This is a genomic window from Salipiger bermudensis HTCC2601 (genome assembly GCF_000153725.1).
Lineage (GTDB): Bacteria > Pseudomonadota > Alphaproteobacteria > Rhodobacterales > Rhodobacteraceae > Salipiger > Salipiger bermudensis.
The window spans coordinates 2,754,168-2,780,259 of record NZ_DS022276.1; the positions used below are offsets into that span (position 1 = coordinate 2,754,168).

General features: G+C 68.2%; 28 protein-coding genes and 1 other RNA gene. 22 read left to right on the forward strand and 7 right to left on the reverse strand.

Annotation, left to right across the window (positions count from 1 at the left end):
* Positions 1-20: 20 nt before the first annotated feature.
* Positions 21-1,079, forward strand: coding sequence for a tRNA 2-selenouridine(34) synthase MnmH (gene mnmH / locus R2601_RS12940; RefSeq protein WP_007799087.1), 1,059 nt, complete (start codon positions 21-23; stop codon positions 1,077-1,079).
* Here the strand turns inward: mnmH and R2601_RS12945 are convergent.
* A complete protein-coding gene (locus R2601_RS12945) occupies positions 1,061-3,223 on the reverse strand; it encodes a slr1591 family oxidoreductase (RefSeq protein ID WP_007799089.1) in 2,163 nt (720 codons plus the stop codon). The genes mnmH and R2601_RS12945 overlap by 19 nt on opposite strands.
* A gap of 233 nt (positions 3,224-3,456) precedes the next feature.
* On the opposite strand from R2601_RS12945, the gene R2601_RS12950 reads away from it, so the two are divergent.
* The 4 genes from R2601_RS12950 to R2601_RS12965 all read left to right on the forward strand — a co-directional run bounded on the left by R2601_RS12950 (position 3,457) and on the right by R2601_RS12965 (position 7,073).
* Positions 3,457-4,197 carry a 5-oxoprolinase subunit B family protein gene (locus tag R2601_RS12950; protein WP_007799091.1) on the forward strand — a complete coding sequence of 247 codons (741 nt, stop codon included), beginning with the start codon at positions 3,457-3,459 and terminating at the stop codon, positions 4,195-4,197.
* Positions 4,194-5,207 (forward strand): 5-oxoprolinase subunit C family protein, encoded by a 1,014-nt coding sequence (locus tag R2601_RS12955; RefSeq protein WP_007799093.1) that lies wholly within the window; start codon positions 4,194-4,196, stop codon positions 5,205-5,207. The genes R2601_RS12950 and R2601_RS12955 overlap by 4 nt, the downstream gene beginning before the upstream one ends.
* Before the next feature lie 13 nt (positions 5,208-5,220).
* Complete coding sequence (locus R2601_RS12960; protein ID WP_007799094.1) at positions 5,221-5,997, forward strand: LamB/YcsF family protein; 777 nt, start codon at positions 5,221-5,223, stop codon at positions 5,995-5,997.
* A gap of 335 nt (positions 5,998-6,332) precedes the next feature.
* A complete protein-coding gene (locus R2601_RS12965) occupies positions 6,333-7,073 on the forward strand; it encodes a YebC/PmpR family DNA-binding transcriptional regulator (protein WP_007799096.1) in 741 nt (246 codons plus the stop codon).
* Between the two features lie 80 nt (positions 7,074-7,153).
* Here the strand turns inward: R2601_RS12965 and R2601_RS12970 are convergent, their stop codons facing one another.
* The gene (locus tag R2601_RS12970) at positions 7,154-7,492 is read right to left on the reverse strand and encodes a hypothetical protein (protein ID WP_007799098.1); all 339 of its coding nucleotides are present in this window, start codon (positions 7,490-7,492) and stop codon (positions 7,154-7,156) included.
* Between the two features lie 304 nt (positions 7,493-7,796).
* Here R2601_RS12970 and R2601_RS12975 point away from each other — a divergent pair, with 304 nt between their 5' ends.
* The 8 genes from R2601_RS12975 to R2601_RS13005 all read left to right on the forward strand — a co-directional run bounded on the left by R2601_RS12975 (position 7,797) and on the right by R2601_RS13005 (position 13,041).
* Positions 7,797-8,537 carry an alpha/beta fold hydrolase gene (locus tag R2601_RS12975; RefSeq protein WP_007799099.1) on the forward strand — a complete coding sequence of 247 codons (741 nt, stop codon included), beginning with the start codon at positions 7,797-7,799 and terminating at the stop codon, positions 8,535-8,537.
* Positions 8,534-9,130: a histidine phosphatase family protein gene (locus R2601_RS12980; RefSeq protein WP_007799101.1), complete on the forward strand. Its 597-nt coding sequence runs from the start codon at positions 8,534-8,536 to the stop codon at positions 9,128-9,130. Before R2601_RS12975 ends, R2601_RS12980 begins: the two co-directional genes overlap by 4 nt.
* 5 nt (positions 9,131-9,135) lie before the next feature.
* Positions 9,136-9,573, forward strand: coding sequence for a VOC family protein (locus tag R2601_RS12985; protein ID WP_007799103.1), 438 nt, complete (start codon positions 9,136-9,138; stop codon positions 9,571-9,573).
* Between the two features lie 155 nt (positions 9,574-9,728).
* Entirely contained in the window at positions 9,729-10,439 is a 711-nt protein-coding gene (locus R2601_RS12990; protein ID WP_007799105.1) for an alpha/beta fold hydrolase, read from the forward strand.
* Positions 10,440-10,491: 52 nt separating this feature from the next.
* An RNA gene (gene rnpB, locus R2601_RS25630) (RNase P RNA component class A) lies at positions 10,492-10,895 on the forward strand.
* A 116-nt stretch (positions 10,896-11,011) separates the two neighbouring features.
* Positions 11,012-11,179 carry a 50S ribosomal protein L33 gene (gene rpmG / locus R2601_RS12995; RefSeq protein ID WP_007799108.1) on the forward strand — a complete coding sequence of 56 codons (168 nt, stop codon included), beginning with the start codon at positions 11,012-11,014 and terminating at the stop codon, positions 11,177-11,179.
* A gap of 93 nt (positions 11,180-11,272) precedes the next feature.
* Positions 11,273-12,424, forward strand: a complete 1,152-nt coding sequence (locus tag R2601_RS13000) for an aminodeoxychorismate synthase component I (RefSeq protein WP_040544689.1) — start codon at positions 11,273-11,275, stop codon at positions 12,422-12,424.
* 14 nt (positions 12,425-12,438) lie between these two features.
* Entirely contained in the window at positions 12,439-13,041 is a 603-nt protein-coding gene (locus R2601_RS13005; protein ID WP_083793966.1) for an aminotransferase class IV, read from the forward strand.
* 86 nt (positions 13,042-13,127) lie between these two features.
* Here the strand turns inward: R2601_RS13005 and R2601_RS13010 are convergent, their stop codons facing one another.
* Positions 13,128-13,868, reverse strand: coding sequence for a Bax inhibitor-1/YccA family protein (locus tag R2601_RS13010; protein ID WP_040544693.1), 741 nt, complete (start codon positions 13,866-13,868; stop codon positions 13,128-13,130).
* Between the two features lie 136 nt (positions 13,869-14,004).
* The gene (locus R2601_RS13015; RefSeq protein WP_007799112.1) at positions 14,005-14,226 is read right to left on the reverse strand and encodes a DUF1127 domain-containing protein; all 222 of its coding nucleotides are present in this window, start codon (positions 14,224-14,226) and stop codon (positions 14,005-14,007) included.
* 125 nt (positions 14,227-14,351) lie between these two features.
* Here R2601_RS13015 and R2601_RS13020 point away from each other — a divergent pair, with 125 nt between their 5' ends.
* Positions 14,352-15,224 carry a LysR family transcriptional regulator gene (locus R2601_RS13020; RefSeq protein WP_007799114.1) on the forward strand — a complete coding sequence of 291 codons (873 nt, stop codon included), beginning with the start codon at positions 14,352-14,354 and terminating at the stop codon, positions 15,222-15,224.
* Positions 15,225-15,338: 114 nt separating this feature from the next.
* Here the strand turns inward: R2601_RS13020 and R2601_RS13025 are convergent, their stop codons facing one another.
* Positions 15,339-16,304: an NADPH:quinone oxidoreductase family protein gene (locus tag R2601_RS13025; RefSeq protein WP_040544695.1), complete on the reverse strand. Its 966-nt coding sequence runs from the start codon at positions 16,302-16,304 to the stop codon at positions 15,339-15,341.
* 298 nt (positions 16,305-16,602) lie between these two features.
* Between R2601_RS13025 and R2601_RS13030 the strand changes: the two genes are divergently transcribed.
* From R2601_RS13030 to R2601_RS13050, 5 genes are all read left to right on the forward strand, one after another.
* On the forward strand, positions 16,603-16,986 hold the full coding sequence (locus R2601_RS13030; protein ID WP_007799117.1) for a helix-turn-helix domain-containing protein: 384 nt from the start codon (positions 16,603-16,605) through the stop codon (positions 16,984-16,986).
* Between the two features lie 55 nt (positions 16,987-17,041).
* Positions 17,042-17,842, forward strand: a complete 801-nt coding sequence (gene hisN / locus R2601_RS13035; protein WP_040544697.1) for a histidinol-phosphatase — start codon at positions 17,042-17,044, stop codon at positions 17,840-17,842.
* A gap of 110 nt (positions 17,843-17,952) precedes the next feature.
* Positions 17,953-19,293 carry an 8-oxoguanine deaminase gene (locus tag R2601_RS13040; protein ID WP_007799119.1) on the forward strand — a complete coding sequence of 447 codons (1,341 nt, stop codon included), beginning with the start codon at positions 17,953-17,955 and terminating at the stop codon, positions 19,291-19,293.
* Between the two features lie 65 nt (positions 19,294-19,358).
* Positions 19,359-19,835, forward strand: coding sequence for a CAP domain-containing protein (locus tag R2601_RS13045; RefSeq protein ID WP_007799120.1), 477 nt, complete (start codon positions 19,359-19,361; stop codon positions 19,833-19,835).
* Between the two features lie 110 nt (positions 19,836-19,945).
* The gene (locus R2601_RS13050) at positions 19,946-20,506 is read left to right on the forward strand and encodes a CAP domain-containing protein (protein WP_007799121.1); all 561 of its coding nucleotides are present in this window, start codon (positions 19,946-19,948) and stop codon (positions 20,504-20,506) included.
* 22 nt (positions 20,507-20,528) lie between these two features.
* Here the strand turns inward: R2601_RS13050 and guaD are convergent, their stop codons facing one another.
* Complete coding sequence (gene guaD / locus R2601_RS13055) at positions 20,529-21,812, reverse strand: guanine deaminase (RefSeq protein WP_040545361.1); 1,284 nt, start codon at positions 21,810-21,812, stop codon at positions 20,529-20,531.
* Positions 21,813-21,931: 119 nt separating this feature from the next.
* Here guaD and mgtE point away from each other — a divergent pair, with 119 nt between their 5' ends.
* From mgtE to dps, 3 genes are all read left to right on the forward strand, one after another.
* Positions 21,932-23,329 (forward strand): magnesium transporter, encoded by a 1,398-nt coding sequence (gene mgtE, locus R2601_RS13060; RefSeq protein ID WP_007799123.1) that lies wholly within the window; start codon positions 21,932-21,934, stop codon positions 23,327-23,329.
* On the forward strand, positions 23,326-23,892 hold the full coding sequence (locus R2601_RS13065; RefSeq protein WP_007799124.1) for a 5-formyltetrahydrofolate cyclo-ligase: 567 nt from the start codon (positions 23,326-23,328) through the stop codon (positions 23,890-23,892). Before mgtE ends, R2601_RS13065 begins: the two co-directional genes overlap by 4 nt.
* Positions 23,893-24,004: 112 nt before the next feature.
* A complete protein-coding gene (gene dps / locus R2601_RS13070) occupies positions 24,005-24,490 on the forward strand; it encodes a DNA starvation/stationary phase protection protein Dps (protein WP_007799125.1) in 486 nt (161 codons plus the stop codon).
* Positions 24,491-24,755: 265 nt separating this feature from the next.
* On the opposite strand, the gene purD is transcribed toward dps, so the two are convergent.
* Positions 24,756-26,018 (reverse strand): phosphoribosylamine--glycine ligase, encoded by a 1,263-nt coding sequence (purD, locus tag R2601_RS13075; RefSeq protein ID WP_007799126.1) that lies wholly within the window; start codon positions 26,016-26,018, stop codon positions 24,756-24,758.
* Positions 26,019-26,092: the final 74 nt, after the last annotated feature.

The following is a 26,092-nucleotide window of genomic DNA, read 5'->3' on the forward strand; positions in this document are numbered from 1 at the left end:
AGCGCGCTACATCTGCGGCCATGACGCGCGCCTTCTCATCCCTTCCCGACATGCTCAACCACGGCTTCGACACCGTCATCGACGTGCGCAGCCCTGCAGAATTCGCCGAGGACCACGTGCCCGGTGCGATCAGCCTGCCCGTGCTCGACAACGAAGAGCGCGCCCGGGTGGGCACGATCTACAAGCAGGAAAGCCCGTTCCTTGCCCGCAAGCTTGGCGCGGCGCTGGTGTTCCGCAATGCCGCCGCCCATATCGAGGGGCCGCTGGCGCATCACGAGGGGGGCTGGCGGCCGCTGGTCTATTGCTGGCGCGGCGGACAGCGTTCGGGCTCGTTCGGCTGGATGCTGCAGCAGATCGGCTGGCGGGCCGAGGTGGTGCAGGGGGGCTACAAGACCTTCAGGCGGCTCGTCACCAAGGCGCTCTATCAGGATCCGCTGCCGCACCGCTTCGTGCAACTCGGCGGCTATACCGGCACCGCCAAGACGGCGCTGTTGCCGCGGCTGGCGGCGCGCGGGGTGCAGGTGATCGACCTCGAAGGGCTGGCGCGGCATCGTGGCTCGCTGCTGGGCGACATGCCCGGCGGGCAGCCAAGCCAGAAATGGTTCGAGACCTGCCTTGCGCAGGAGCTGTCGCAGCTCGACCCGGACCGCCCGGTGCTGGTCGAGGCGGAGAGCAGCAAGGTCGGGCAGATCCTGCTGCCGCCGTCGCTCTGGGAAGGCATGAAGCAGGCGCCCTGGATCGAGGTCGCGGCGCCGCTCGACGCGCGGGCGGTCTATCTCGACGAAGCCTATGACGACATTCTCTCGGACGGGGCGCGGCTCAAGGCGCAGCTGGCGCCGCTGCGCTACCATCGCGGCCACGCGCTGATCGACCAGTGGGAAGCGCTGATCGATGCCGGCGAGCGGCTGGCGCTCTGCCGGTCTCTGGCCGCCGATCACTACGACCCGGCCTACGAGAAATCCATGTCGGCGATGACGCCGCGGGTGCTGCAGCGCTTCGAGACGCCGACGCTGGACGCCGCCGGTCTTGACGCGCTGGCCGACCGCATCGCCGACGCGTTTCACACGATGGAGATCTGACCGGGCCAGTCGCCGTCGATGCGCCCGATCACCGCCGCCTCGTAGCCCGCCGCGCGCAGCTCGGCCACGTGGGCGGCGCCGTCGGGGATCGCGGCAAGCAGGCCGCCTGCGGTCTGCGGGTCGAAGAGCAGGTCGGCGCGCGCCCCCTCAAGCCTCAGTCCGAGGACGGCATCGCGGTTCTTCGGGTAGAGCGTCGAGCGGATCCCTTGCCCTGAGAGCTGCAAGGCGCCGGGCAGCAGGGGGATGGCGTCGAGATGCAGCTCGGCGCTGACGTTGGAGGCCATGCAGATGCCGTGCAGGTGGCCGGCGAGCCCGAATCCGGTGACGTCGGTCATTGCGTGCGCGTCTTGCAGGATCTTCGCCGCGTCACCCTGTGGGCGGGTCATGCTGGCAAGCGCGGCTGACACCCAGTCGCCGCGCGCAGCACCCTGCATCTCGGCCGCCATCAGCACGCCGGAGCCCAGCGGCTTGGTCAGCACGAGATCGTCGCCGATCTGCGCGCCGCCAAGGGTGATCGGGTCGCGCTCGCAAAGCCCGGTGAGGGTGAGGCCGATGGTCATCTCGTCGCCCATCGAGGAATGGCCGCCGACGATCTCGGCGCCTGTGTCGCGCAGGATCTCAGAGGCGGCGGTCAGGATCTCGGTGAGGGTGCGCTGCGCCAGTTCCTCGGACATCCGGGGCAGGGTTAAGCTTGCTGTGGCGGCCTGCGGGGCCGCGCCCATGGCCCAGATGTCTCCAAGCGCGTGCACGGTGGCGATGCGGGCCATGATCACCGGGTCCTCGACGAAGGCGCGCAGGTGATCGGTGGTCATGACCTGGCGGGTCCCCCCGGTGAGCAGCAGAGCCGCGTCGTCGCCGGGCAAGGCGGTGACATCGGACCGAACGGGTGCGGGCAGGTGGGAGAGCGCGGCGGAGAGCGCATCGCGCCCGACCTTGGCGCCGCAACCGCCGCACATCGGCTTGTCGCCAAGCGCCTCTCGGCTGCCGGCGGCGCGGGGGCTCGGCAGCGGCGGCGGGGCCATCTGCGGCAGGTCACGGAACTTGCGCATGAAGGTCTGGTCGATGTGATCCTTCCAGCGCCACAGGGCGGGCCCGGACAGGGCAAGGCCGAAGCGGTCGGCAAGGGCGGATTTCTCGCCCAGCGAGATCAGTTTGAGGTAGTCGCGCTGCGGGCGGTAGGGGCGGGGCGTGCCCTCGCCGGAGAGGCGCTTGCGGAGGTTGTCGAACAGTACCGGGGCCTGCCGCACCGCATAGACCCCGGCCTTGGGGCGCGGCGTCTCGGCCATGTGGGCGCAATCGCCGGTGGCGAAGATGTCCGGGTCGGAGCTTTGCAGCGTGGGCGAGACGGTGACGAAGCCGTCGGTGAGCGCAAGGCCGCTTGTCTCAAGCCAGCCGTGCGGGCGGGCGCCGGCGGCCCCGGTGATGAAGCTCGCGTCGATCTCGTGCCCGTTGGCCAGGCGCAGCCCGTCTGCGGTCACCTCCGCGATCTCCGTGTGTTCGTGCAGGGTGACGCCTTGCGCAGTGAGCGCGGCACGCAGCTTTGACGCGGCTTGCGGGCGCAAAGCCGAGAGGGCGGTGCCGTTGTCGACGAGGTGCACCTGGGCCGCGCGGCCGCGCGTTCGCAGCGCGAAGGCCATCGCCGCGGCCAGCTCGGCGCCGGCGACGCCGCCGCCGATCACCGCCACCGAGGCGGGGCCGTCCTTGGCGCGGTAGCGGTCCCAGGCTTCGGCGAACGGGCCGAGGGGCTTGGCGGGAATGGCATGTTCGGCGAAGCCCGGCAGGGCGGGCATGGCGGAGGTGATGCCCATGTCGATCGAGGCCACGTCGTAGCCGACCGGCGGACGGCCGGGCACGTGGATTTCGCGCGCGGTGCGGTCGATGCCGGAGGCCGCGCCGAGGATCACCCGCGCGCCGGAGAAACGGGCGAGTTGCACGAGGTCGATATCGAGCGCATCGCGGTCGTAATGTCCGGCGGCGAAGCCCGGAAGCATGCCGGAATAGGGCGCTGTGGGGCCGGGGTTGATCACGGTCAGCCGGGCGCCGGGGAGTGGGTTCATGCCCCACATGCGCAGCACCAGTGCGTGGCTGTGGCCGCCGCCGATCAGCACGAGGTCGCGGGTGAGGGGCAGGGCTGGGGTCTTCATCGCGTGGGCTCCGGGCTTGCTCCGGGGGGCATGTAGCACGCGGTGTGCGCCGCGCCCATGCGCCTTGTCGCGCAGGCTGGCGCGGCCCGGGGAGGGGCGCTGCCCCCCTGCCGCCGGGGCGGCATTCACCCCGGGATATTTTTGGCCAGAAGAAGTCAGGGGCGCGCGTGGCTTGCGGCGGGCGCGGGGTTTGTTAACACTCGAATGAGTTTTTCCTTGGAGGACAGACCGTCATGGCGCTGGATCAGCCCGGCTTTCCGATCATCCGCACCGCCGGCATCGACGGCATGCTCGTGAGCTTCGGCGACCGGCTGGACGAGGCGGCGAACCGGGCCGCCATCGCCTTTCGCGCCGAGGTCGAACGCGCCGGCTGGGAGGGGGTGCAGGAGAGCTCGTCCTCGCTGGTGTCGTGCTACCTGCGTTTCGATCCGCTGGCATTGTCGCATGCTGATCTCGAGGCGCGGTTGCGGGAGGTGATGGCATCGCGCGACTGGTTGCAGGCGGACCTGCCCGCGGGGCGGCGGCTGCACCGGATTCCCACGGTCTATGGCGGCGCGCTGGCGCCGCAGCTTGGCGAGGCGGCCTCGGAGGCTGGCCTCTCGGAGGCGCAGGCGGTGGAAATGCTCTCGGAGGCGCAGGTGCGGGTGACGGCGCTGGGGTTTGCGCCGGGGCAGCCCTATCTCGGGCTGCTGCCGGAGGTCTGGAACATCCCGCGCCAGTCGGCGCTGACGCCGAAGGTGCCGAAGGGCGCGCTGGTGCTGGCGATCCGGCAGTTGGTGCTCTTTGGCGTGACCGCGCCCACCGGCTGGCGCCACGTGGGCCAGACCGCGGCGGAGCTGTTCCGGCTGGGCGATGAGCGACCGTTCCTGCTGGCGCCGGGCGACGAGGTGATCTTCCCGGCGGTGAGCGAGGCGGAGTTCGAGGCGTTGCGCCGCGCGCCGGGCGGTGGCGCAAGCTGGGAGGCGCTGGCATGAGCCGGGAGCTCATCGTGCACCGCGCCGGGCCGGCGCTCAGCCTGCAAGACGAGGGCCGTCCGGGCTGGATCACCTATGGGCTGTCGCGCGGGGGCGCGATGGACCGGCTGGCGCTGGCCGAGGGCACGGCGCTGCTGGGCCAGCCGCCGGGCACGGCGCTGGAGATGGGCGGCATGGGCGGGCGCTTCGAGGCCAGCGAGGACATGCGCATCGCGCTGACCGGGGCGCCGATGCGCGCCACGCTCGACGGCGCGCCGCTGCTCTGGCACGGCGCGCATCTTCTTCCCAAGGGGGCGGTGCTGGAGATCGGGCCGGTGACGGGCGGCGCCTATGGCTATCTCAGCGTAGGCGGCGGTTTCGCGGAGCCGGAGATCCTCGGCGCGCAATCGGCGCATCTGACCGCCGGGCTCGGCGCCCCGGTCGCCTCGGGAGCGCGGCTGGCAGTCGGGCCCGACCGCGGCGGCGAGACCGGGTGCAAGCTCGCGGTCGAGGAGCGCTTCAACGGCGGCACGCTGCGCGTGGTCGAGAGCCTGCAGACGGCGATGTTCTCGGAGGCGCAGCGGGCGCGCTTCGGAGAGGAGGGCTTCACCCGCGACAACCGGGCCAACCGCATGGGGGTGAAGGTCAATCCCGACGGCGAGGGCTACGGCGTCGAGGGCGGGCTCTCGGTGGTCTCGGAGGTGATCTCGCCCGGCGACATCCAGATGACCGGCGACGGCGCGCCCTTCGTGCTGATGGCCGAGTGCCAGACCACCGGCGGCTATCCGCGGCTCGCCACGGTGATTCCCGCCGACCTGCCGCGCGTGGCGCAGGCCCCGGCAGGGGCGCGGCTCACCTTCCGCTGGATCACGCTGGACGAGGCGCTGAGCGTCGAGGCGGGCTATCGCCGCCACATGGCCGAGCTGCACCGAAAGGTGGAGCCGGTGGTGCGGCACCCGGGCGACGTGCCCGATCTTTTGTCGCACAAGCTGGTGAGCGGGTTCTCCAGCGGCGATCATCACGACCATTGAGAAAGGCTTTCATATGACATCGGTGGATCTCAACGCGGATATGGGAGAAAGCTTCGGCCCCTGGGTGATGGGGCAGGATGCAGAGTTGCTCGAGGTCATCACCTCGGCCAACATCGCCTGCGGCTTCCATGCCGGCGACCCGGACGTGATGGCGCAGACCATGGCGACCGCGGTGGCGCGCGGCACCGGCATCGGCGCGCATCCGGGCTTTCCCGATCTGCAGGGCTTCGGACGGCGCAAGATGCAGCTTTCGCAGGACAGCCTGCGCAACCTCGTGGCCTACCAGTTCGGCGCGGCGCGGGCGATGGCCCATGCCGCCGGCGGCGAGGTGCGGCACCTGAAGCTGCACGGCGCGCTGGCCAACATGTGCTCGGCCGACGAGGCGATGGCGCGGGCGGCCTACGAGGGGGCGCTCTCGGTCGACCCGGAGATCATCGTGATGGTGCTGGCGGCCACGGCGCAGCAGCGTGCCGTCGAGGCGCTGGGGTGCCGCTGGGCTGGTGAGATCTTTGCCGACCGGGCCTATAACGACGACGCCACGCTGGTCGACCGGTCGCAGCCCGGCGCGGTGATCCACGACGCCGAGCTCGCGGCACGCAGGATGGTGGCAATGGTGCAGGCCGGCGCCATCATCACCGAAAGCGGCAAGCAGATCCCCGCGGCGGTGGACACGATCTGCCTGCACGGCGACGGCAAGACCGCGCTGGAGATCGCGCGCCACGTGCGCCGCGCGCTTGAGGCGGCGGGCGTGACGCTCGAGACCTTCCCGGGGCGCCGCGGCACGGTTTGAGACGACGAGGGCTTTGGCCCATCACAGGGTCAGGCGGCGCGGGGGATCGCGAGGCGAGGGGGCGCTGCCCCCTGTCGCACCGGAGGTGCGCCTCGAGAGGGAAGAGAAGGGGGCGCTGCCCCCTCTTGGCGCTGTGCGCCAATTTACCCCCGAGGTATTTTGGAACCAGAGAAGGCAGGAGCGCTGCGCCCCTGGCTTCTCTTCGTCAAAAATACTCCCGCCGGAGGCATCTGCCCGTGCCGTGTGCGCCGTGGCCGGGCTTGCGGGGGCGGGGCGTGCTGGGCTATAGCGCTGGGCGAAGTTTCAACACCACGTTTACAAGGCAAGGGGCATCCATGGCCGGCCATTCCAAATGGGCAAACATCCAGCACCGCAAGGGCCGTCAGGACGCGGTGCGCGCTAAGCTGTTCTCGAAATTCTCCAAGGAGATCACCGTCGCCGCCAAGATGGGCGATCCCGATCCCGACAAGAACCCGCGCCTGCGGCTCGCGATCAAGGAAGCCAAGTCGCAGTCCATGCCCAAGGACAACATCGAGCGCGCCATCAAGAAGGCGTCCGGCGGCGAGGGCGACGATTACGAGGAGATCCGCTACGAGGGCTACGGCCCGAACGGCGTGGCGGTGATCGTCGAGGCGATGACCGACAACCGCAACCGCACCGCCTCGAACGTGCGCTCGACCTTCACCAAGAACGGCGGCAACCTCGGCGAGACCGGCTCGGTGGCGTTCATGTTCGAGCGCAAGGGCGAGATCGTCTACCCGGCCGACGCCGGCGACGCCGACACGGTGATGATGGCCGCGATCGAGGCTGGCGCCGAGGATGTGGAAAGCTCGGATGAGGGCCACGTGATCTACTGCGCCGACAGCGATCTCAACGACGTGGCGACCGGACTCGAGGCCGAGCTGGGCGAGTCGGAAAGCACCAAGCTGATCTGGAAGCCGACCACCACCACCGAGCTCGATCTGGACTCGATGCAGTCGCTGATGAAGCTGGTCGATGCGCTCGAGGATGACGACGACGTGCAGCGCGTCACCACCAACTTCGAAGCCTCGGACGAGGTCATGGCGCAGCTCTGAGCCGCGCGGTTTGACCGGAACGAGAAAGGCCCGGGAGGTATCGCCTCCCGGGCCTTCGTGTTTTCAGCGCGTCCAACGGCTCAGTTCATCGCCAGCTGGCTGTGCAGGGCTTCACCGGTGATGGTGACGGCGCCGGCCTCGTGGGCGAAGCTCCAGGTGGCGCCGCTCTGGCCGGGCAGGCCGAAGACCACGCGGTCGCCCTCGGTCAGGCGCATGCGCAGCGGCTGCGGCGCCGCGCCGCCGGTGGTGTAGTAGGCCACGAGCTCGGCGGCGTCACCATCCTCGACCCAGTAGGCCGAGAGGTCGGTGCCGGCGGCGCGCACGGTGCCGCCCGCGAGCGGGGTGGCGAGGGTGAGGCTGTCGGCGAGGCTGGCGACGGGGGCGGCGGCGATCAGTGCCGCGAGGGTGAGGGCTTTCATCAGCGATCCTTCGGATGTGTTCGGATAGGAGGCGCCGCGGGGAGGGCGGCAGGAGTTTCTGCAGTGCAGCATTTCACGTCCGGCCGAGGCGGGAAATGCTCAATCCGGAATGCCGGATATGCATTGAAATCAATGCGTTGCTGTATGCGGTCGTCGACCATGGCGTGCCGTGCCTGGCAAGGCTCTGTGGGCAAACGGAAAATCCGTATCGCGATGAGACCGGCGGCGCGCGACGCGAAACCCGGTTGCATCGCGCCACGCGGCGGGGTCACAGTCGGCGCAATCACGCACGGAGGTGACGAACATGGCTGAGACCGCCTATCTCGACGGGCCGAACGCCCGGCTGGCCTATGCCCACACGCCCGGAGAGGGGCCGACCGTGGTCTTCCTGTCGGGCTACAAGTCGGACATGGAGGGCACCAAGGCGGTGCATCTCGAGGCCTGGGCCGAGGCGCGTGGCCGCGCCTTCCTGCGGCTCGACTATTCCGGCCATGGCCAGTCCGGTGGCGTTTTTGAGGAGGGCTGCATCGGCGACTGGGCGCAGGACGCGCAGGCGGTCATCGAGGCGGTGACCGAGGGGCCTCTGGTGCTGGTGGGCTCGTCCATGGGGGGCTGGATCGCCTGCCTGCTCGCCAAGCGGCTGTCGGCACGGCTGGCGGGGTTCGTCGGCATCGCCGCGGCGCCGGATTTCACCGAGGACGGCTTCTGGGCCGGCTTCTCGGACGAGGAGCGGGAGAAGGTGATGACCGAAGGGGTGACCTATCTGCCCTCGGCCTATGGCGATCCTTACGCCGTCACCAAACGGCTGATCGAGGACGGGCGCGAGAACCTCGTGCTGCGCGCGCCGCTGCCGATGGCGGTGCCGGTGCGGCTGATGCAGGGGACCGAGGACGAGGCGGTGACCCGCGAGACCGCGCTGCGTCTGCTCGATCACATCGAAGGTGACGATGTGCAACTGTGCTTCGTGAAGGGCGCGGATCACCGGTTCTCGGAGCCGGAGAACCTCGCGATGATCGAGGTGGCGATCGTGGAGGTCGGCGGGTGAGGCAGCTGTTCTACGTCTCGCATGCGGAGGTCGAAATTGACCCGAAGGTGCCGGTGCCTGACTGGCATCTGTCGCGCAAGGGGCGGGCCCGGCACGCGAATTTCGCCGAGCGCTGCGCCGGGGTGACCTCGATCTATTGCAGCAATGAGCGCAAGGCGCGGGAGGGGGCCGAGCTGATGGCTGGGCTGCTCGAGCTCGATGTGCAGGTGATCGACGCGCTGCACGAGAATGACCGGTCGGCCACGGGCTATCTGCCGTCGGAGGCGTTCGAGCGCATGGCAGATGCGTTCTTTGCCCGGCCCGAGGAAAGCGTCGAGGGCTGGGAGCGCGCGGTCGACGCGCAGGCGCGGGTGCTGACGGCGCTGCGGCGGCTGGTGGCGCGGGACGACCGGCCCGGCAACATCGCGGTGATCGGGCACGGCGGCGTGGGTGCGCTGCTGCGGGCGCACCTGTTGAAAGAGCCCATCGCACGCAGCCATGATCAGCCTGCGGGCGGTGGCAATGTCTTGCGGGTGGCGCTGCCGGACTGGCGCCTGCTCGAGGGATGGGTGCCGATGGAGCGGTTCAGCCGCGACCGGGAATTCGAGGAGTAGCGCGCATGCAGCAACGGATCAGTCTCATCACTCTGGGGGCGCGCGACATGGCGCGCGAGGCGGCGTTCTACGACGCGCTGGGATGGCAGCGCGCGAACGGGCCCGAGGGGGTCATCGCCTATGACCTGCTGGGGCAGACGCTGGGCCTGTTCGGGCTCGAGGATCTTGCCAAGGATATTGGCGTGCCCGTGGAGACGCTGGGCCATGGATCGCTGACACTGGCGCACAACCTTGGCAGCCGCGAGGAGGTCGACGCGCTTCTCGCTCGCGCCGAGACCGCTGGGGCGACGATCCTGAAGCCCGCGCAGGAGGTGTTCTGGGGCGGCTATCACGGCTATTTCGCCGATCCCGAGGGCCATATCTGGGAGATCGCGCACAACCCGTTTTCGCCGCTGCGCGCGGAGGATGGGGCGTTTCGCTGGGAAGGCTACGGCGAGGGGTAAGGCTCCTGGCGCATGCGCGGCGCTCCGCCCGTGCGGCGGTTTCCCGCTTTTCCTCGCTCGCCTGCGTGCTAGGATTCAATGAAACACCCAAAAAACCAAGAGGCAGGGCATGTTGGTCTCCGGCGCGGGACGGATCCGGATTTTCGGGGGACGGAATGGCTGAACCTCTCGTTCTGCTGCCCGAACTGATGTGCGACGCGCGGCTCTTCGGGCCGCAGATCGCCGATCTGTCCCGAGACATGGCCGTCATGGTCGCCCCGATCAACACCGGCGAGCGGGTCGAGGAAGTGGCCTCGGGTCTGCTCGACGTGCTGCCGCGAAGGTTTGCGCTGGCCGGGCTTGGCCTTGGCGGTGTCGTCGCGATGGAGTTGCAGCGCCGGGCGCCGGACCGGGTGGCGCGGCTCATGCTGATCAACACAACGCCCTTGGCCGACACGCCGCAACAGGCCGCAGACCGTGATGCGCTGATCATCAAGGCCCGCGCCGGGCGGCTCGATCAGGCCGTGCAGGCCCTGATCCCGTCGGAGTGCTACGCGCCGGGCCCCTACAAGCTCGAGATCCAGGCCATGCTGATGGACATGGCCCAGACCCTCGGCCCGGAGACCTTTGTGCGGCAGGTCCGGGTGTTGCAGCGTCGGCGTGACCAGCAGGGCACGCTGCGCAAGCTGCGGGTGCCGGTGACGGTGCTCTGCGGTGCGCATGACACGCTGCATCCCGAGAAGCGCCAGAGTTTCCTCGCCGAGCTGATTCCCGGCGCGACGCTCGAGGTGGTCGAAGAGGCCGGGCACCTGCTCCCGCTCGAGGCGCCTGACCGGCTCAGCGACCTGATCCGCGACTGGATGGGCGCGCCGATGCTGCTGCGCTGAGCGCGCGATCGGCGATTGACGCGCCATGCCCCCGCGCCTATGTCGGGCCGGCGTGGAGGGCTGGGCGGCCGCCGCCTTCGGGGTGACCCGTCGGGGGAGGAAAGTCCGGACTCACCGAAGCGCCGGTGCCGGGTAACGCCCGGGCAGGGCAACCTGACGGACAGCGCCACAGAGAACAGACCGCCGTCCTTCGGGGCGGTAAGGGTGAAACGGTGGAGTAAGAGACCACCGGGGGACGGGCAACCGGACCCGCATGGCAAGCCCCACCGGGAGCAATGCCAAATAGGGACCTCGCGCGGGCATGATCCTTCGGGATATCACCGCAGGGCTGCTTCGGCCCGAGAGGTCCGGGTTGGCAGCTTGAGCGCGCGGGCAACCGCGGGCCTAGAGGAATGGTCGCCGAGGGGCGGGGAGACCCGCTCTGAACAGAATCCGGCTTACAGGCCCTCCACGCATAATTTTCCGGGTCATTCCCGGTTGACTCGGACGCCCGCTTGGGTAAAAGGCGGGCTTCAAGGATTTCTACGGGGCGCGGGCCAAGGTGCGCGCTTGCCCGTCGCAGGAGAAGAACCATGGCGAAGCCTACCACAATCAAGATCCGCCTGAACTCGACCGCGGGCACCGGCCACTTCTACGTGACCAAGAAGAACGCCCGCACCATGACCGAGAAGATGACCGTGCGTAAGTACGATCCGGTCGTGCGCAAGCATGTCGAATACAAAGAAGGCAAGATCAAGTAAGCCTTACCTCGTAAGGGACAGTGATCTGGGCCGCGCGGGATAACACCCGCGCGGTCTTTCTCTATCCGGGGCATGGCAGGCGCGGGGGCTTTGATGCGCACAGAGGCGTTCAGCGGCGTTCTGGTCGAGGCCGGACCTTGCGGCGCGCCGGCGCTGTTTTCCAACCCGCTCGAGATCGTCACCTGCGGGCAGGGCGATGACCCTGCGGCCGCGCTCGAGCGACTCGAGGCGGCACGGCGCGCGGGCTTCTGGATCGCCGGCGTGGCCTCCTATGAACTTGGCCATGCGCTCGAGCCAAAGCTTGCGGCGCTCGCGGCGCAGGGTGAAGGCCCGCTCCTGACCTTCGGTATCTTCGAGCGGCCCTCCGATGCCGCGCCGCTGCTGGCGCAGGCCGAGGCCGAGAGCGCCGATGTGACGGTTTCAGAGGTGACGCCGCTCTGGGATCGCGCCGCCTATGCCGAGCGATTCCACGAGATCAAGGCGATGATCGCCCGTGGCGATCTCTACCAAGTCAATCTCACCATGCCGATGACGCTGCGGTTCAACGGCGCGCCGCTCGGGCTCTGGGGGGCGATGCGGCGCTTCCAGCCGGTAGGGCACGGCGCCTATGTCGCGCTGGGCGACACGCAGATCCTGTCGCGCTCGCCGGAGCGATTCTTCCGGCTCGAAGCAGACGGGCGCATCATGGTGGCGCCGATGAAGGGCACCGCCCCGCGCGCAGCTGATCCCGAGCGCGACGCCGCCCTGCGCGACGCGCTGGCGCAGGACGCCAAGAACCGCGCCGAGAACATCATGATCGTCGACCTGATGCGCAACGACCTGTCGCGCCTCTCGCGCGTGGGCTCGGTGACCGTGCCGGCGCTGCTCGAGGTTGAAACCTACGCCACGGTGCACCAGATGGTGAGCCGGGTCGAGGCGCAGCTCGAGGGAGCGCCGTCACTGCCCGAGCTGATGCGGGCGCTGTTCCCCTGCGGCTCGATCACCGGCGCGCCCAAGATCGCCGCCATGGAGGCGATCCACCGGCTCGAGCGCTGGCAGCGGGGCGCCTATTGCGGCGCCATCGGTTGGGCCGGGCCGGATGGCCGCGCCGATTTCAACGTCGCGATCCGCAGCCTGACGGTGACCGGCACGGGACGCGCACAAATGGGCGTCGGAGGTGGTATCGTGCACGACAGTGTGTGCGATGACGAGTACGAGGAAGCACTGTGGAAATCCCGCTTCGTGACCGGTCTGATCCCGCGCTGAGAGTGATCGAGACCATGCTATGGCTGCCCGGTTCAGGGGTGACCCGGGGCGGGATGCACATGGCCCGCGCCGAACGCAGCTGCGTGGCGCTTGGCTTTGCCTTCGACCGCGCGACGGCCTGGCAGCGGATCGAGCGGATTTCGGGCGACGCGCCGCTGCGGCTGCGCATGACCGTCGGGCGCAAGGGCGATATCGAGCTCGACCAGCAGCCCTTCAACCTCGCTTCGTCTCCCGAAAACGGCATGGTGACGATTTCGCCGCACCGGCTCGACGCCAACGATCCGTTCCTGAGGCTCAAGACCACCCGACGTCATCTCTATGACGAGACGCTGCGCCAGAAGCCGCGCGCCGTCACAGATGTGCTGTTCTTCAATCAGCATGACGAGCTCTGCGAGGGTGCCTATACCAACGTCTTTCTGAGCCGGGGCGGGCGTATCCTCACGCCGCACGCGGAATGCGGCCTGCTGCCCGGCGTGCTGCGCGAGAGCCTGCTGCTGAGCGGCGAGGCGCAGGAGGCCGTGCTGGGGATGGAGGATCTTGAGCGGGCCGAGACCATCTGGATCGGGAATTCGCTGCGCGGGCTGATCCCGGTGCGGCTGGGCTCTGCGCTGGGCTGACCTGCATACGCACATGAGGCTTTGCTACGAAAAAGGCCCCGGGCAATCGCCCGGGGCCTTGTCATTTTGTGCCGGTGGCGGCGCGATTATTCGCGATTGCCAAGCAGTTGCAGCAGGAACATGAACATGTTGATGAAGTCGAGGTAGAGCTGCAGGGCGCCCATGATGGCGGCCTTGCCGAGCCACTCGCTGTCGCTATGCGCTGCGTGCTGCAGGTAGGTGTTCTTGATGTTCTGCGTGTCGTAGGCGGTCAGGCCGGCGAAGATCAGCACACCCAGGATCGAGATCGCGAAGTAGATCGCGGGCGATGCCAGGAAGATGTTGATGATCGAGGCCACGAGGATGCCGATCACACCCATGATCAGGAACGAACCCCAGCCGGAGATGTCCTTCTTGGTGGTGTAGCCCCAGAGCGACAAGCCCGCGAAGGCGATCGAGGTCACGAGGAACACCTGCGCGATCGAGAAGCCGGTGAAGGCCACGAAGATCCAGCTCAGCGACAGGCCCATCACGGCGGCGAAGCCGAAGAAGAACAGCTGTGCGCCAGCGGCGGAGATGCGGTTGAGGATCGCGCCGAAGGCAAACGCCATGATCAGCGGAGCAAACATGACGATCCAGCCGAGGATGTTCGGCTGCAGCGTGGCGGGGTCACGGAACACGGCCAGCAGTTCGGGGCTCGTGCCCACTGCCCAGGCGACTGCGAAGGTCAGCAGCATCCCAATGGACATGGTCCCGTAGACCTTGTTCATGTGGGCGCGCAGACCCTCGTCAATCTGGGCCGCGCTCGCGCTTCCGGTAGCGGTCCGGATTGTTCTGTATTCAGCCATTCATGCCTCCAAGCTGTGTCTCAGGTATCGAGATGGATTTATTGCCTTCGATATTGGCAGAGCGGGGCGGCATTTCAAGATGGAAGGCACCGGAAAACCGGTGCTTTCGATACGTCTTTTGCGGCCTGCTCGCGGCTTAGCCGCGCCAGTGGGCGGGGGCGTCCCAAGGTTTGCGGCTGGCCTCGTGCAGGGCATCGGCGCGGCTGATGCCCATGTCGCGCAGCGCGGCGTCGTCGAGCTCGGCCAGGCGGCGGCGCTGGCGCCACAGCGCCTGCAGGTCGAGCAGTCGGTGCAGAAGGGGGCGGCGCTGCGCGGACGGCTTGCAGGCGGCGCGGGGCAGGGCGGTGTCACGGGGCATGATGGTGTCCTTCACGAAATGTGATGTGGATTTCTGTATTCATGTCTTCATGTGATCGGTATGCTCTTGGCCAACCCATCTGTAAAACGAATATCCCTGATCCCTCCCATCACGAAATCCGATTCATGCGCAATCTAGACATCACCACGCTCCGTTCCTTCCTCGCTGTCGCAGAGGCCGGCGGGGTCACCCGCGCCGCCGGGTTCCTCAACCTCACGCAATCGGCGGTCTCGATGCAGCTCAAGCGGCTGGAGGAGTCTCTTGGGCTGGCGCTGCTCGACCGCTCGGGGCGCGGGGTCAGTCTCACGCCCGCGGGCGAGCAACTGCTGAAATATGCGCGCCGCATGGTCGAGCTGAATGACGAGATCTACGCAAGGCTGACGGCGACCGACTGGGAGGGCGAGCTGGTGCTCGGCGTGCCGCATGACATCGTCTACCCGGTGATCCCGCGCGTGATGAAGAAGATGCAGCGCGATTTCCCGCGGGTGCGGCTACAGCTGATCAGCTCCTACACCGCCGGGCTTAAGGAGCAGTTCGCCCGGGGCGAGGTCGACGTGATCCTGACCACCGAGACCGAGCCCGGCGACGGCGCCGAGCCGCTGCTCGAGGTGCCGCTGCGCTGGTACGGTGCGCCGACCGGCACCGCATGGAAGACCCGGCCCCTGCGCATCGCCTTTTCACGGCGTTGCGGTTTCCGCCCGGTTGCGATCTCGCTGATGGAGCGCGAGGGGTTCGACTGGGAACTGGCAGTGGACAGCGAGAGCGACCGCACCATCGAAGTGTCGGTGTCGGCCGATCTCGCGGTGACGCCGATCCTCGAGGGCCACGCGCCGGCGCATTTCGAACTGATCCCGCCGGGAGAGTTGCCGGAACTCGGCAAGCAGTCGATCTGTCTCTACGCGTCGAGCGCGCGCCCTCAGCTCATCGAGCCCCTTCTTGGGGCGCTGCGGGCAGAGTTCGGCGTGCTGCGCGGTCGGCGCGAAATCGCCGCCGCGTAGGCATTCGCACCGAAAGCTTGACTTGAGCGCGCGGTTCAGGGCGTTTTGTCGCGCCCTGCGCTTCGGCGCTGCGGTAAGCTGTCTCAGTTTCAGGAAATTGGAATATGTCCGGCGCTAACCGTCGATGCGGATCACAACCTTGCCGGTCGACTTGCGGTCGCGCAGCAGGGCGAGCCCGTCGGCGACCTCTTCCAGCGGAAGCACGTGACTCACATGCGGACGAATCTTCTTCTGGTCGTACCATGCGAAGAGCTGTGCCAGAGATCCGGTGAGAATCTCCGGCCGGAAGGTCAGGTAGCCGCCCCAGTAGAGCCCCATGACGGTGAGATTCTTCACCAATAGGTGGTTCGCCTTGATCTGCGGGACCTCTCCGCTTGCAAAGCCGATGGTCAAAATCCGCGCCTCGGGCTTGCAGGAGCGGAACGCGGCAGTGAACTGGTCGCCTCCGACCGCGTCGTAGACAACGTCCGACCCGCCGAGCGCGAGCACCGCCTCGCGGATGTCCTCGGTGCGGGCATCGATGAGGTGATCCGCGCCCGCCTGACGGGCGACCTCGAGCTTTTCCGGTCCCCGCGCGCAGGCGATCACGGTGGCTCCCATGAGCTTGCCGATCTCGACCGCCGTGAGCCCCACACCGCCCGCCGCGCCGAGCACGAGGAGGGTCTCACCGGGTTGGAGACGTGCACGATGATCGAGCGCCAAGTGACTGGTTCCATACGCAATCTGGAAGGCGGCCGCGTCTTCGAAACTCATGCTGTCGGGGATCTTCACAGCGCGCGCGGCGTCGAACACGCCATACTCGGCCAGCCCGCCCTTTCCGCCGAAGACCGCCACGCGATCGCCCGGCGCAAACCCGGTCACACCGGTGCCGACGGTGTCGATCGTGCCGGCCACTTCCATGCCCATGGTGAACGGAACCTTGGGCGTATCCTGGTACTTCCCCTCAATCATCAGGAGATCCGCGAAATTGAGCCCACAGGCCCCGATCCGCAGCCTGATCTGCCCTGACGCGCATTCAGGAATGTCTATATCCGTTAGGGTAGGTTGCTTTTCATGCGAGCTGAGAAGAAAAGATAGCATACGGGCCTCGTGGATCGTGATCGTGAATGTGATGGTGCTTTTGTTGAATTGTCAAATCTCGATCCGCCCCCATATGTGCTTAAGTGGTACGTGCTCCTGCAACCTTTAGGTGCACATAGTCGACTGTATTTACCGTATCAGGCGCGTCGTGCTTGATCACAACGCCTCTGACGATGTACTGTCCGCAGGCTGGTAAAAAGATCGCTGGGTGCGTGTGTGTGTGCCCAGAGCAGGTTGCGCCGGTGGCGCAGGAAGAATTAGTCGCCCCTGGTACGGGGTGTGGTAGAAGGAAACGCCAATGACGCATCCCGTGGACGTCCATGTGGGCAAACGCATCCGTCACCGCCGCTGGCTGGTGGGGATGACGCAACAGCAACTTGCCGAGCAGGTCGGGATCAAGTTCCAGCAGATCCAGAAGTACGAGACCGGCGCCAACCGCGTCAGCGCCTCCCGCCTCTGGGATATCGCGGACGCACTTGAAGTGCCGGTGAGTTTCTTCTTCGAAGGCATCGACGCCGAGCAGGAGGCCCCGGAAGAGGCAGCCGCCCCGGCCGCAGCGATGCCGGCCGACATCCTCGGCGACAAGGAAGCGCTCGACCTGGTGCGCTCCTATTACGCGATCCCCGAGAACCAGCGCCGCCGCTTGTTCGAACTGGCCCGCGTCCTGTCCGACGTGGCTTGAGCCTGCGTCGCCGCTGCGCTAGCTGATTTGCAAGAAAATCAGCGAGGTGGCGGCGATGGCCGATATATCCGAAAATCTGGCCAACGAGCTTTGGGACACGGCGCATGCGCTGGCTGATGCCGCGCGTGCGGCGATCCTGCCGCATTTCCGGGCCCACGGCCTTGATGCCGAGAACAAGCAGGCCGAGGGCTTCGACCCGGTGACCGTCGCCGACCGCGCTGCCGAAGAGGCGATGCGCGGCCTGCTCGCGGCGCGCCGGCCCGAGGATGGCATTCTCGGCGAAGAGCTTGGCATCACCAGCGGCAGCAGCGGGCTGACCTGGGTGCTTGATCCCATCGACGGCACCCGTGGCTTCCTGAGCGGCACACCCACCTGGGGCGTGCTGATCGCTCTTTCCGACGAGACCGGGCCGCGGCTCGGGATCATCGACCAGCCTTATACCGGCGAGCGGTTTTGCGGCGGGCTTGGCCGCGCCGAGTGGAGCGGCCCGCTGGGCGACTTCGCGCTCTCGACACGCCGCCCGCGTGGGCTCGACGAGGCGATCCTCTTCACCACCTTCCCCGAGATCGGCACAGATGTCGACCGCACCGCCTTTACGCGGGTGAAGGACCGCGCCCGGCTGACCCGCTATGGCATGGATTGCTACGCCTACGCGCTGCTCGCGGCGGGGCAGATCGACCTTGTGGTCGAAGCCGGGCTCTATCCTTATGACGTGCAGGCGCCGATCGCGGTGATCGAGGCGGCGGGCGGCATCGTCACCGACTGGGAGGGCGGCCCGGCGCACGAGGGCGGGCGCGTTCTCGCCGCCGCCAACGCGGAGCTGCACGCAGAGGCGCTGGCGCTGCTCCAGGGCTGAGCGGGAGACGGTCACGGTCACGGGCGAAACCGCCCGGATCGTGAGGTCGCAACTTCCATTCCGGTGCGGAACCGGCCACTCTCCGGGCAAACCCCAAGGAGTGCCTCACCATGTCCGAGACCCTGATCCGCAACGCCCATAGCGTGCTCACCATGGATGATGCCGGCAGCGAGTTTGCCGGCGCCGACGTGCTGATCCGGGACGGCGTGATCGTGCAGATCGGCGAGGGGCTCACGACCGCGGGCGAGGTGGTCGAGGCCGCGAATTGCGTGGTGACGCCCGGGCTGGTGAATACGCATCACCACCTCTACCAGACCCTGACCCGCGCGGTGCCCGGCGGTCAGGACGCGCTGCTCTTCGGCTGGCTCCAGACCCTCTACCCGATCTGGTCCCGCTTCGGACCCGAGGAAATGCGCATCTCGGCGCTGACCGGGCTGGCCGAGCTGGCACTTTCGGGCTGCACCCTCACCTCGGACCATCTGTATCTTTATCCCAACGGTGCGCGTCTCGATGACACGATCGACGCCGCGACCGAGATCGGGCTGCGCTTCCATGCCACCCGCGGCGCCATGAGCATCGGCGAGAGTGACGGCGGCCTGCCGCCCGATGCGCTGGTCGAGCGCGAGGAGGCCATTCTCGAGGACTGCATTCGCGTCATCGATGCCTTCCACGACCCGAGCGAGGGCGCGATGGTGCGCGTCGGCGTGGCGCCGTGCTCGCCGTTTTCGGTGAGCCGCGAGCTGATGCGCGACGCGGCACTTCTGGCCCGCGACAAGGGAGTGATGATGCACACGCACCTTGCCGAGAACGACGAGGACATCGCTTATTCCGAGGCGCAGTTCGGCTGCCGGCCCGGTCAATACGCCGAGGAGTTGGGCTGGACCGGCCCTGATGTCTGGCACGCACATTGCGTGAAGCTCGACGGGCAGGAGGTTGATCTCTTTGCACAATCTCGAACCGGGGTGGCGCATTGCCCGTGCTCGAACTGCCGGCTCGGCTCGGGCATCGCGCCGATCCGCGACATGGTCGACGCGGGCGTGCCGGTGGGGCTCGGCGTTGACGGGTCGGCCAGCAACGACAGTTCCAACCTCGTCGCCGAGGCGCGGCAGGCGATGCTCTTGCAGAGGGTGTCGCGCGGGGCCGACGCGATGAGCGCCCGCGAGGCGCTGCGGCTTGCGACCCGGGGCGGGGCCGAGGTGCTCGGCCGCCACGATTGCGGCCAGATCGCGCCGGGCAAGCGCGCCGATCTGGCGCTCTGGGATGTTACGGGGATCGACAGCGCCGGCAGCTGGGACAAGGCGGCCCTGTTGCTCGCCGGTCCGCAACGGGTGCGCCACCTGTTCGTCGAAGGACGGCAGGTGGTGCGCGACGGGCTGCTCACCACCATCGACCTCGGCGCGACTCTGGCGCATCAGGACGCGCTGGCTCTGAGGCTGGCCGAACAGCCGTGAACGAAACATTAGGGAGTTCCCGGCAAGGATCTGATGACGGTACGAAGGAAGACGCATTGAAACGGATGATCACCACAGCCGCGCTGCTGCTCACGGCGGGCTGTGCCGCGCCAACGCCTGACATCGCCAGCCGGAGCGGGCCAATGGAGCCTGCCGCCACCGCACAGATCGAGCCGGAGCCGGCGGCAGCGGTGCCCTCGCTCAACGCGTTCCGCGCGTCGCATGGCCTGCGTCCGCTGACCCGCTCCGCCACGCTCGAGGCCGTTGCCGAGGCCCATGCGCGTGACATGCAGGCCATGGACCTGATGACCCATACCGGCTCGGACGGCAGCCAGATGACCGACCGGCTCGAGCGTGAAGGCTATCGGTACCGCGCCGCGGCCGAGAACGTGGCGCAGACACACCAAGGCATGGACAACGCCATGCGCCTCTGGATCAATTCTCCGGGTCACCGCAGGAACATGCTCAAGACCAATGTCACGCAATACGGTCTGGCCCGGGCGGGCGATTTCTACGCCATGGTTCTGGCGGCGCCGCGCTAGGCGGCGCTTTCCCGCACACGGCGTCTGGAGGGTGTGGCCGTTGGCTTGGCGCGGCGCTATCTGGAGGCCAAATGCCAAGTCCGCCAACCAGCCCGCCAAAAGGTGATCCGATGAAGCTCCTCGCGCCCCTGTTGCTGCTCGCCCCTCTCGCCGCCTGCGTGGAAATCGACGTGCGCGATGATGTGCCGGCAGCCCGACCCGAGGCGGGTGCCGTGGCTGCTCAGACCGCCGGGGCGCCCGGCCTCCGCGCGGGCGAGAACGCGCCGACGAAGTCGGTCTTCAGCGGCACCGGCTGCCCCGCGGCCAGCGGCCAGAGCGCGGATCAGAGCTTTGCGGCCTACCGCGCCGCGCGGGGATTGCCCGCGTTGCGACGCTCATCGGCGCTGGAAGCGGCGGCGGCGACCCATGCACGCGACGTGGCGCGCTTGCAGACCGTGACACATGTGGGCTCTGACGGCAGCAAGGTCGGGCAGCGCGCCAGCGCAGCCGGTTACCCCCTGCGCCACGTGCACGAGAATGTCGGCTGGACGCCGTGCGGCTTCGACTTCGTGCTCGAGAGCTGGACCGACTCGCCGTCGCACCTCCAGACCATGATCCGCACCGATGTCAGCGATTACGGCATCGGACGGTCGGGGGATTACTGGGTGCTGATCACCGGCCAGCAGGGCTAAACCAGACCTCAGACCTCAGACCTCAGCGCTTGCGTCCCGCGACCCATGTCGAGGTGACGGCACGGTCGTCGCCCATCATGATCGTCGGGAACAGCGCCTCCCAGATGTCGCCCGCCTGCGCCACGCGCTGCGCGATGGCGGGTGTCGAGGCCAGGTCGAGCACGATGAAATCCGCCTCCATTCCGGCGGCGAGGTTGCCGATGCGGTCGTCGACATGCAGCGCCCGCGCCGAGCCCTGCGTCGCCAGCCACAGCAGCTCCGAGGCGTGCAGCGGGCGGTGCCTGAGCTGGCCGATCTCGTAGGCCGCGGCCATTGTGCGCAGCATGGAGAAAGACGAGCCGCCGCCGGTATCGGTTGCAAGCCCGACGATCTGGCCTTCGCGCGTCAGCCCGCCCATGTCGAACAGGCCCGAGCCGATGAAGGTGTTCGAGGTCGGGCAATGGATCAGCGAGGCGCCAACCTCGCGCAGCCGGTCGCGCTCGCGTGGTTCCAGATGGATGGCATGGCCGTAGAGGCCACCGGCCCCCAGCAGGCCGTGGGCCTCGTAGGTATCGAGGTAGTCCCGTGCCGAGGGGTAGAGCGATTTCACCCACGCGATCTCATCGACCTGCTCGCTCAGGTGGGTCTGCATCAGGCAATCCGGGTGCTCGCCCCAGAGCGCCCCCAGCGCCTCGAGCTGCGCCACCGTCGAGGTGGGCGAGAAACGCGGCGTGATCACGTAGGAGGCGCGGCCGGTGCCGTGCCAGCGCTCAAGCAATGCCTTGCTGTCGTCATACGCCGATTGCGCGCTGTCGCGCAGGCCCTCGGGCGCGGTGTCGCGGTCCATGCAGGTCTTGCCGGCAAAGACCCGCATCCCGCGCGCCTCTGCGGCCTCGAAGATGGCGTCCACCGAGGCAGGGTGGATGGTGCAGTAGGTGCAGACAGAGGTGGTGCCGTGGTCGAGCAGCAGGTCGAGGTAGCGCCCGGCCACCGCGCGGGCATGGGCAGGGTCGGCAAAGCGCATCTCTTCGGGGAAGGTATAGTGGTTCAGCCAGTCGATCAGCCGCTTGCCCCAGCTCGCGATCATGCCGGTCTGAGGGTAATGGGCGTGGGCATCGACGAAGCCCGGCACGATCAGCCCGTCGCCGTGGTCGATGACCTCGGCCGCGGGATGCGCCGCGCGCATCGCATCGGCGGGGCCGACGGCGAGAATGCGATCGCCCTCGACCGCCAGCGCGCCGCGGCGCTCATGCCAGACGGCGTCGTGGCCCTCGTCGAAGGGCGAGCCGTCGAAGCTCAGGACCTGTCCCAGATGTAGCGTCGCCATGGTGTCTCCGATGCAAACCCGCCGCAACATGACGGCGAGGGCGCCGAAGCGCAATGTGCTCTGTTGCTTGCCGTCGCGATCCCCTAATCTGCGGCCAAACGGCAGGCAGCGGAGCAGCGATGACCCAGGAACCGGAACAGGCCGTCGAGGACACCGACGCGCGCGAGGACGACGCCTACGCGCTGCAGCCGAAGAACGTCGCGGCAATCCTCTTTGCCGTCGATACCGGCGAGCGCGAAAAGCTCATCGAGCTGATGGAGCCGCTGCACCCGGCCGACATCGCCGACCTTCTCGAGCAGATCAACGCCTTCGACCGGATGCGCTTGATCAAGCTCTACGGCAAAGAGTTCGACGGCGACATCCTGTCGGAACTCGACGAGTCGATCCGCGAGGAGGTGATCCGCACCCTGCACCCAGAGGTGCTGGCGGATGCGGTGCGCGAGCTCGAGTCGGATGACGTGGTCGACCTGCTCGAGGATCTCGACGAGGCCCAGCAGGAAGCCATCCTCGAGGTGCTCGAGGACAGCGACCGGGTTGCCGTCGAGCAGTCGCTGACCTATCCGGAATATTCCGCGGGCCGCTTGATGCAGCGCGAGGTGGTGATGGCCCCCGAGCACTGGAACGTGGGCGAGGCGATCGACTACCTGCGCTCGACCGACGATCTGCCCGAGCAGTTCTATCACATCGTGCTGGTCGACCCGAAGCTGCGCCCGATCGGCAATGTCGGGCTGGGCCGGCTGATGGCCTCGCGCCGCGAGGTGTTGCTGCGCTCGCTGATCTCCGAGACGTTCCACGTCTTCCCGGTGACCCGGCCCGAGGGGGAGGTCGCCTATGCCTTCAACCAGTACCACCTGATCTCGGCCCCGGTGGTCGACGAGAGCGAGCGGCTGGTCGGCGTGATCACCATCGACGATGCCATGTCGGTTCTTGATGAAGAGCACGAGGAGGACATCCTGCGCCTCGCCGGTGTCGGCGAGGAGAGCCGGCTGTCGGACGGCACGGTCGAGACGGTGCGGCAGCGCCTGCCGTGGCTCGCGGTGAACCTCGCGACGGCGGTGCTGGCCTCGTTGGTCATCGCGCAGTTCGAGGACGTGCTGGCGACGGTGGTGGCGTTGGCGGTGCTGATGCCGATCGTGGCCTCCATGGGGGGCAACGCGGGCACGCAGGCGCTGACGGTGGCGGTGCGTTCGCTGGCCACCAAGGACCTGACCTCCAGCAACGTCTGGCGCATCATCCTGCGCGAGCTGTCGGTGGGGCTGGTGAACGGGATCTGTTTCGCTGTGGTCATGGGGGTGCTGGCGCTGCTCTGGTTCGGCTCGCCGGTGCTCGGGGGCGTGATCGCGGTGGCGATGATCATCAACCTGGTCGTCGCGGGGTTGGCCGGCATCGGGGTGCCGGTGGTGCTGGAACGCTTCGGTGTCGACCCGGCGCTTGCCTCGGGCACCTTCGTGACCACGGTCACCGACGTGGTGGGCTTCTTCGCCTTCCTCGGCCTCGCGTCGGCGGTGCTGCTGTGAGCGAGGCGGCTCTGGCCGAGGTCAAGGCGGCGGCCCGCAAGGCCGCCTTCGCGCGGCGCAAGGCGGCGCATGAGGCCGATGCCGGCGCCGGGGCAGGGCGGCTCTCGGAGCTCTTGGCGGGCCATCGCGGCGTGCCGCTGGCGGGCTACCTGCCGATCCGCAGCGAGATCGATCCCCGCCCGGCGATGGCCGAGGCCTCGGCCTATGGGCCCGTGGCGGTGCCGGTGATCGAGGCCGCCGGCCAGCCGTTGCGCTTCGCGCTCTGGGAGCCTGAGATGCCGCTGGTGCCGGGTCCGTTCGGTGCCATGGTCCCGGAGGCGCCCGAGTTCGTCACCCCCGAGATCCTGATCGTGCCGCTGGTGGCCTTCACCCGTGCCGGCGCCCGCCTGGGCTATGGCGGCGGCTTCTACGACCGCACGCTGGCGGGGCTGCGCGGGCAGGGCGCGGCACTGGCGATCGGCTTCGCCTACGGCGCGCAGGAAGCCGAGACCCTGCCACTCGATCCGTTCGACCAGCCGCTCGACCTGATCGTCACCGAAACCGAGGTGATCTCTCCGATCTGACGGAACCCGCGCGGCGGTCGCGACGTTGACAGACCGAAGCCCGGGTCCGCCCGGGGGCGCCCCCTCCACACACCCGGGTGCCATCCCCTGTTGACGACTAGGAGTGAGAGATATGCCGCAGAATTTTGTTCCCTTCCTGAGCGAAAACGCCCGCACCGAGATGATCGGCGTCCTCAATGATCGTCTTGCCGACACCATCGATCTGTCGCACGCGGTGAAGCAGGCGCACTGGAACCTCAAGGGCACCGGTTTCATCGGTGTGCACGAGCTGCTCGACGACGTCACTGCCCACCTGCGCGAAGGATCGGACATGATGGCCGAGCGCGTGGCGATGATGGGCGGTCTGGCGCAGGGCACCACCCAGACCGTGGCCGAGAAGAGCTCGCTCGAACCCTATCCCACCGAGCTGGTTTCGGTCGAGGACCACGTTCAGGCCCTCGTGAGCCGCTTCAACGACTACACCGTGAAGCTGCGCCAAGCCATGGAAGCCGCCGACGAGGCTGGCGATGAAGACACTGCCGACCTTCTGACCGAGGTCAGCCGCAACGCCGAGAAGGACGCCTGGTTCATCGGCTCGAACAGCGCCAAGGCCGCCTGATCCCGGCGAGCCCAACCGTCCGGCACTGAAAAAAGGGCGCTCCCGCAACGGAGCGCCCTTTGCCATGCAGCAGGACGGCGCGCGCCGGCCCGCCACCGGGCCCGAAGGCCGTCATCCAGCGCGTCCCCCGTCTTCTCTGGTTCTAAAATACCTCGGGGGAGTCGCAGCTTTGCTGCGACGGGGGCAGCGCCCCCGAGCTTCATGATCGTCAAGCTCTACGCGACGGGGACATACCTCTGAGCAGTTCAGCCCGAAGCGCGCGCCCTCAGAGCGCCCGCCAGCCGATGTCGCGCCGGCAGAACCCCTCCGGCCAGTCGACCCCGTCCACCAGCGCGTAGGCGCGCTCCGCGGCTTCGGCCAGCGTCGCGCCGCGCGCCGTTGCGTTGAGCACTCGACCGCCGCTGGCCACCACCTTGCCGTCCTTCTTCGAGGTCCCGGCGTGGAACATCTGGTGGAAGCTGTCCTCGGTCAGCCCGTCGAGCCCGCCGATCACCGTGCCCTTCTCGTAGGATCCCGGGTAGCCCTCGGCGGCCAGCACCACGGTCATGGCGTGATCGTCGGCCCAGGTCACCTGCGCCTCCGCCAGACGCCCCTCGGCGCAGGCATGGATCAGGTCGAGCGCCTGCGCGCCCAGACGCATCATCAGCACCTGGCATTCCGGGTCGCCGAAGCGGACGTTGTACTCGACCAGCCGCGGCTGGCCGTTCTCGATCATCAGCCCGGCATAGAGCACGCCGGAATAGGGCGTGCCGCGCCGCGCCATCTCGCGCATGGTGGGCTTCACGATCTCCTCGAGCGCCTTCTCGGCCACTGCGTCCGACAGCACCGGGGCAGGGGAGTAGGCGCCCATGCCGCCGGTGTTCGGCCCGGTATCGCCTTCGCCGACGCGCTTGTGGTCCTGCGCGGTGCCGATCGGCAGCACGTCCTCGCCATCGACCAGCAGGAAGAAGCTGGCTTCCTCGCCGGTCATGAACTCCTCGATCACCACCTCGGCCCCGGCGCCCCCGAAGGCGCCGCCGAACATGTCGTCGATGGCGGCCTCCGCCGCTTCCACGGTCTCGGCGATGATGACGCCCTTGCCGGCGGCAAGCCCGTCCGCCTTGACCACGATCGGCGCGCCTTGGTCACGCACGTAGGCCTTCGCGGCCTCCGCATCGGTGAAATGCCCGTAGGCCGCGGTGGGCGCCTTCGCGGCGTCGCAGATTTCCTTGGTGAAGCTCTTCGAGGCCTCGAGCTCGGCGGCGGCCTTCGAGGGGCCGAAGACCGGGAAGCCCGCGTCGCGCAGCGCGTCGGCCACGCCGGCGGCCAGCGGCGCCTCGGGGCCGATGATGATCAGGTCGATGGCGTTCTCGCCGGAGAACTCGACCACCGCGCCGCCATCCTCGATGTCGAGCGAGGCGCATTCGGCGATCTGCGCGATGCCGGCATTGCCCGGCGCCACGATCAGCTTGTCGCATTTGGGGTTCTGCATCACCGCCCAGGCCAGCGCGTGCTCCCGTCCGCCGCCACCGAGAATGAGAATGTTCATGTCCGAAACCCCTTCCGCTTGGTTCTTTCGCCGTCCTAGCCCCGGCTCCGCAAGCGCGCAAGACGCGGCGGCGC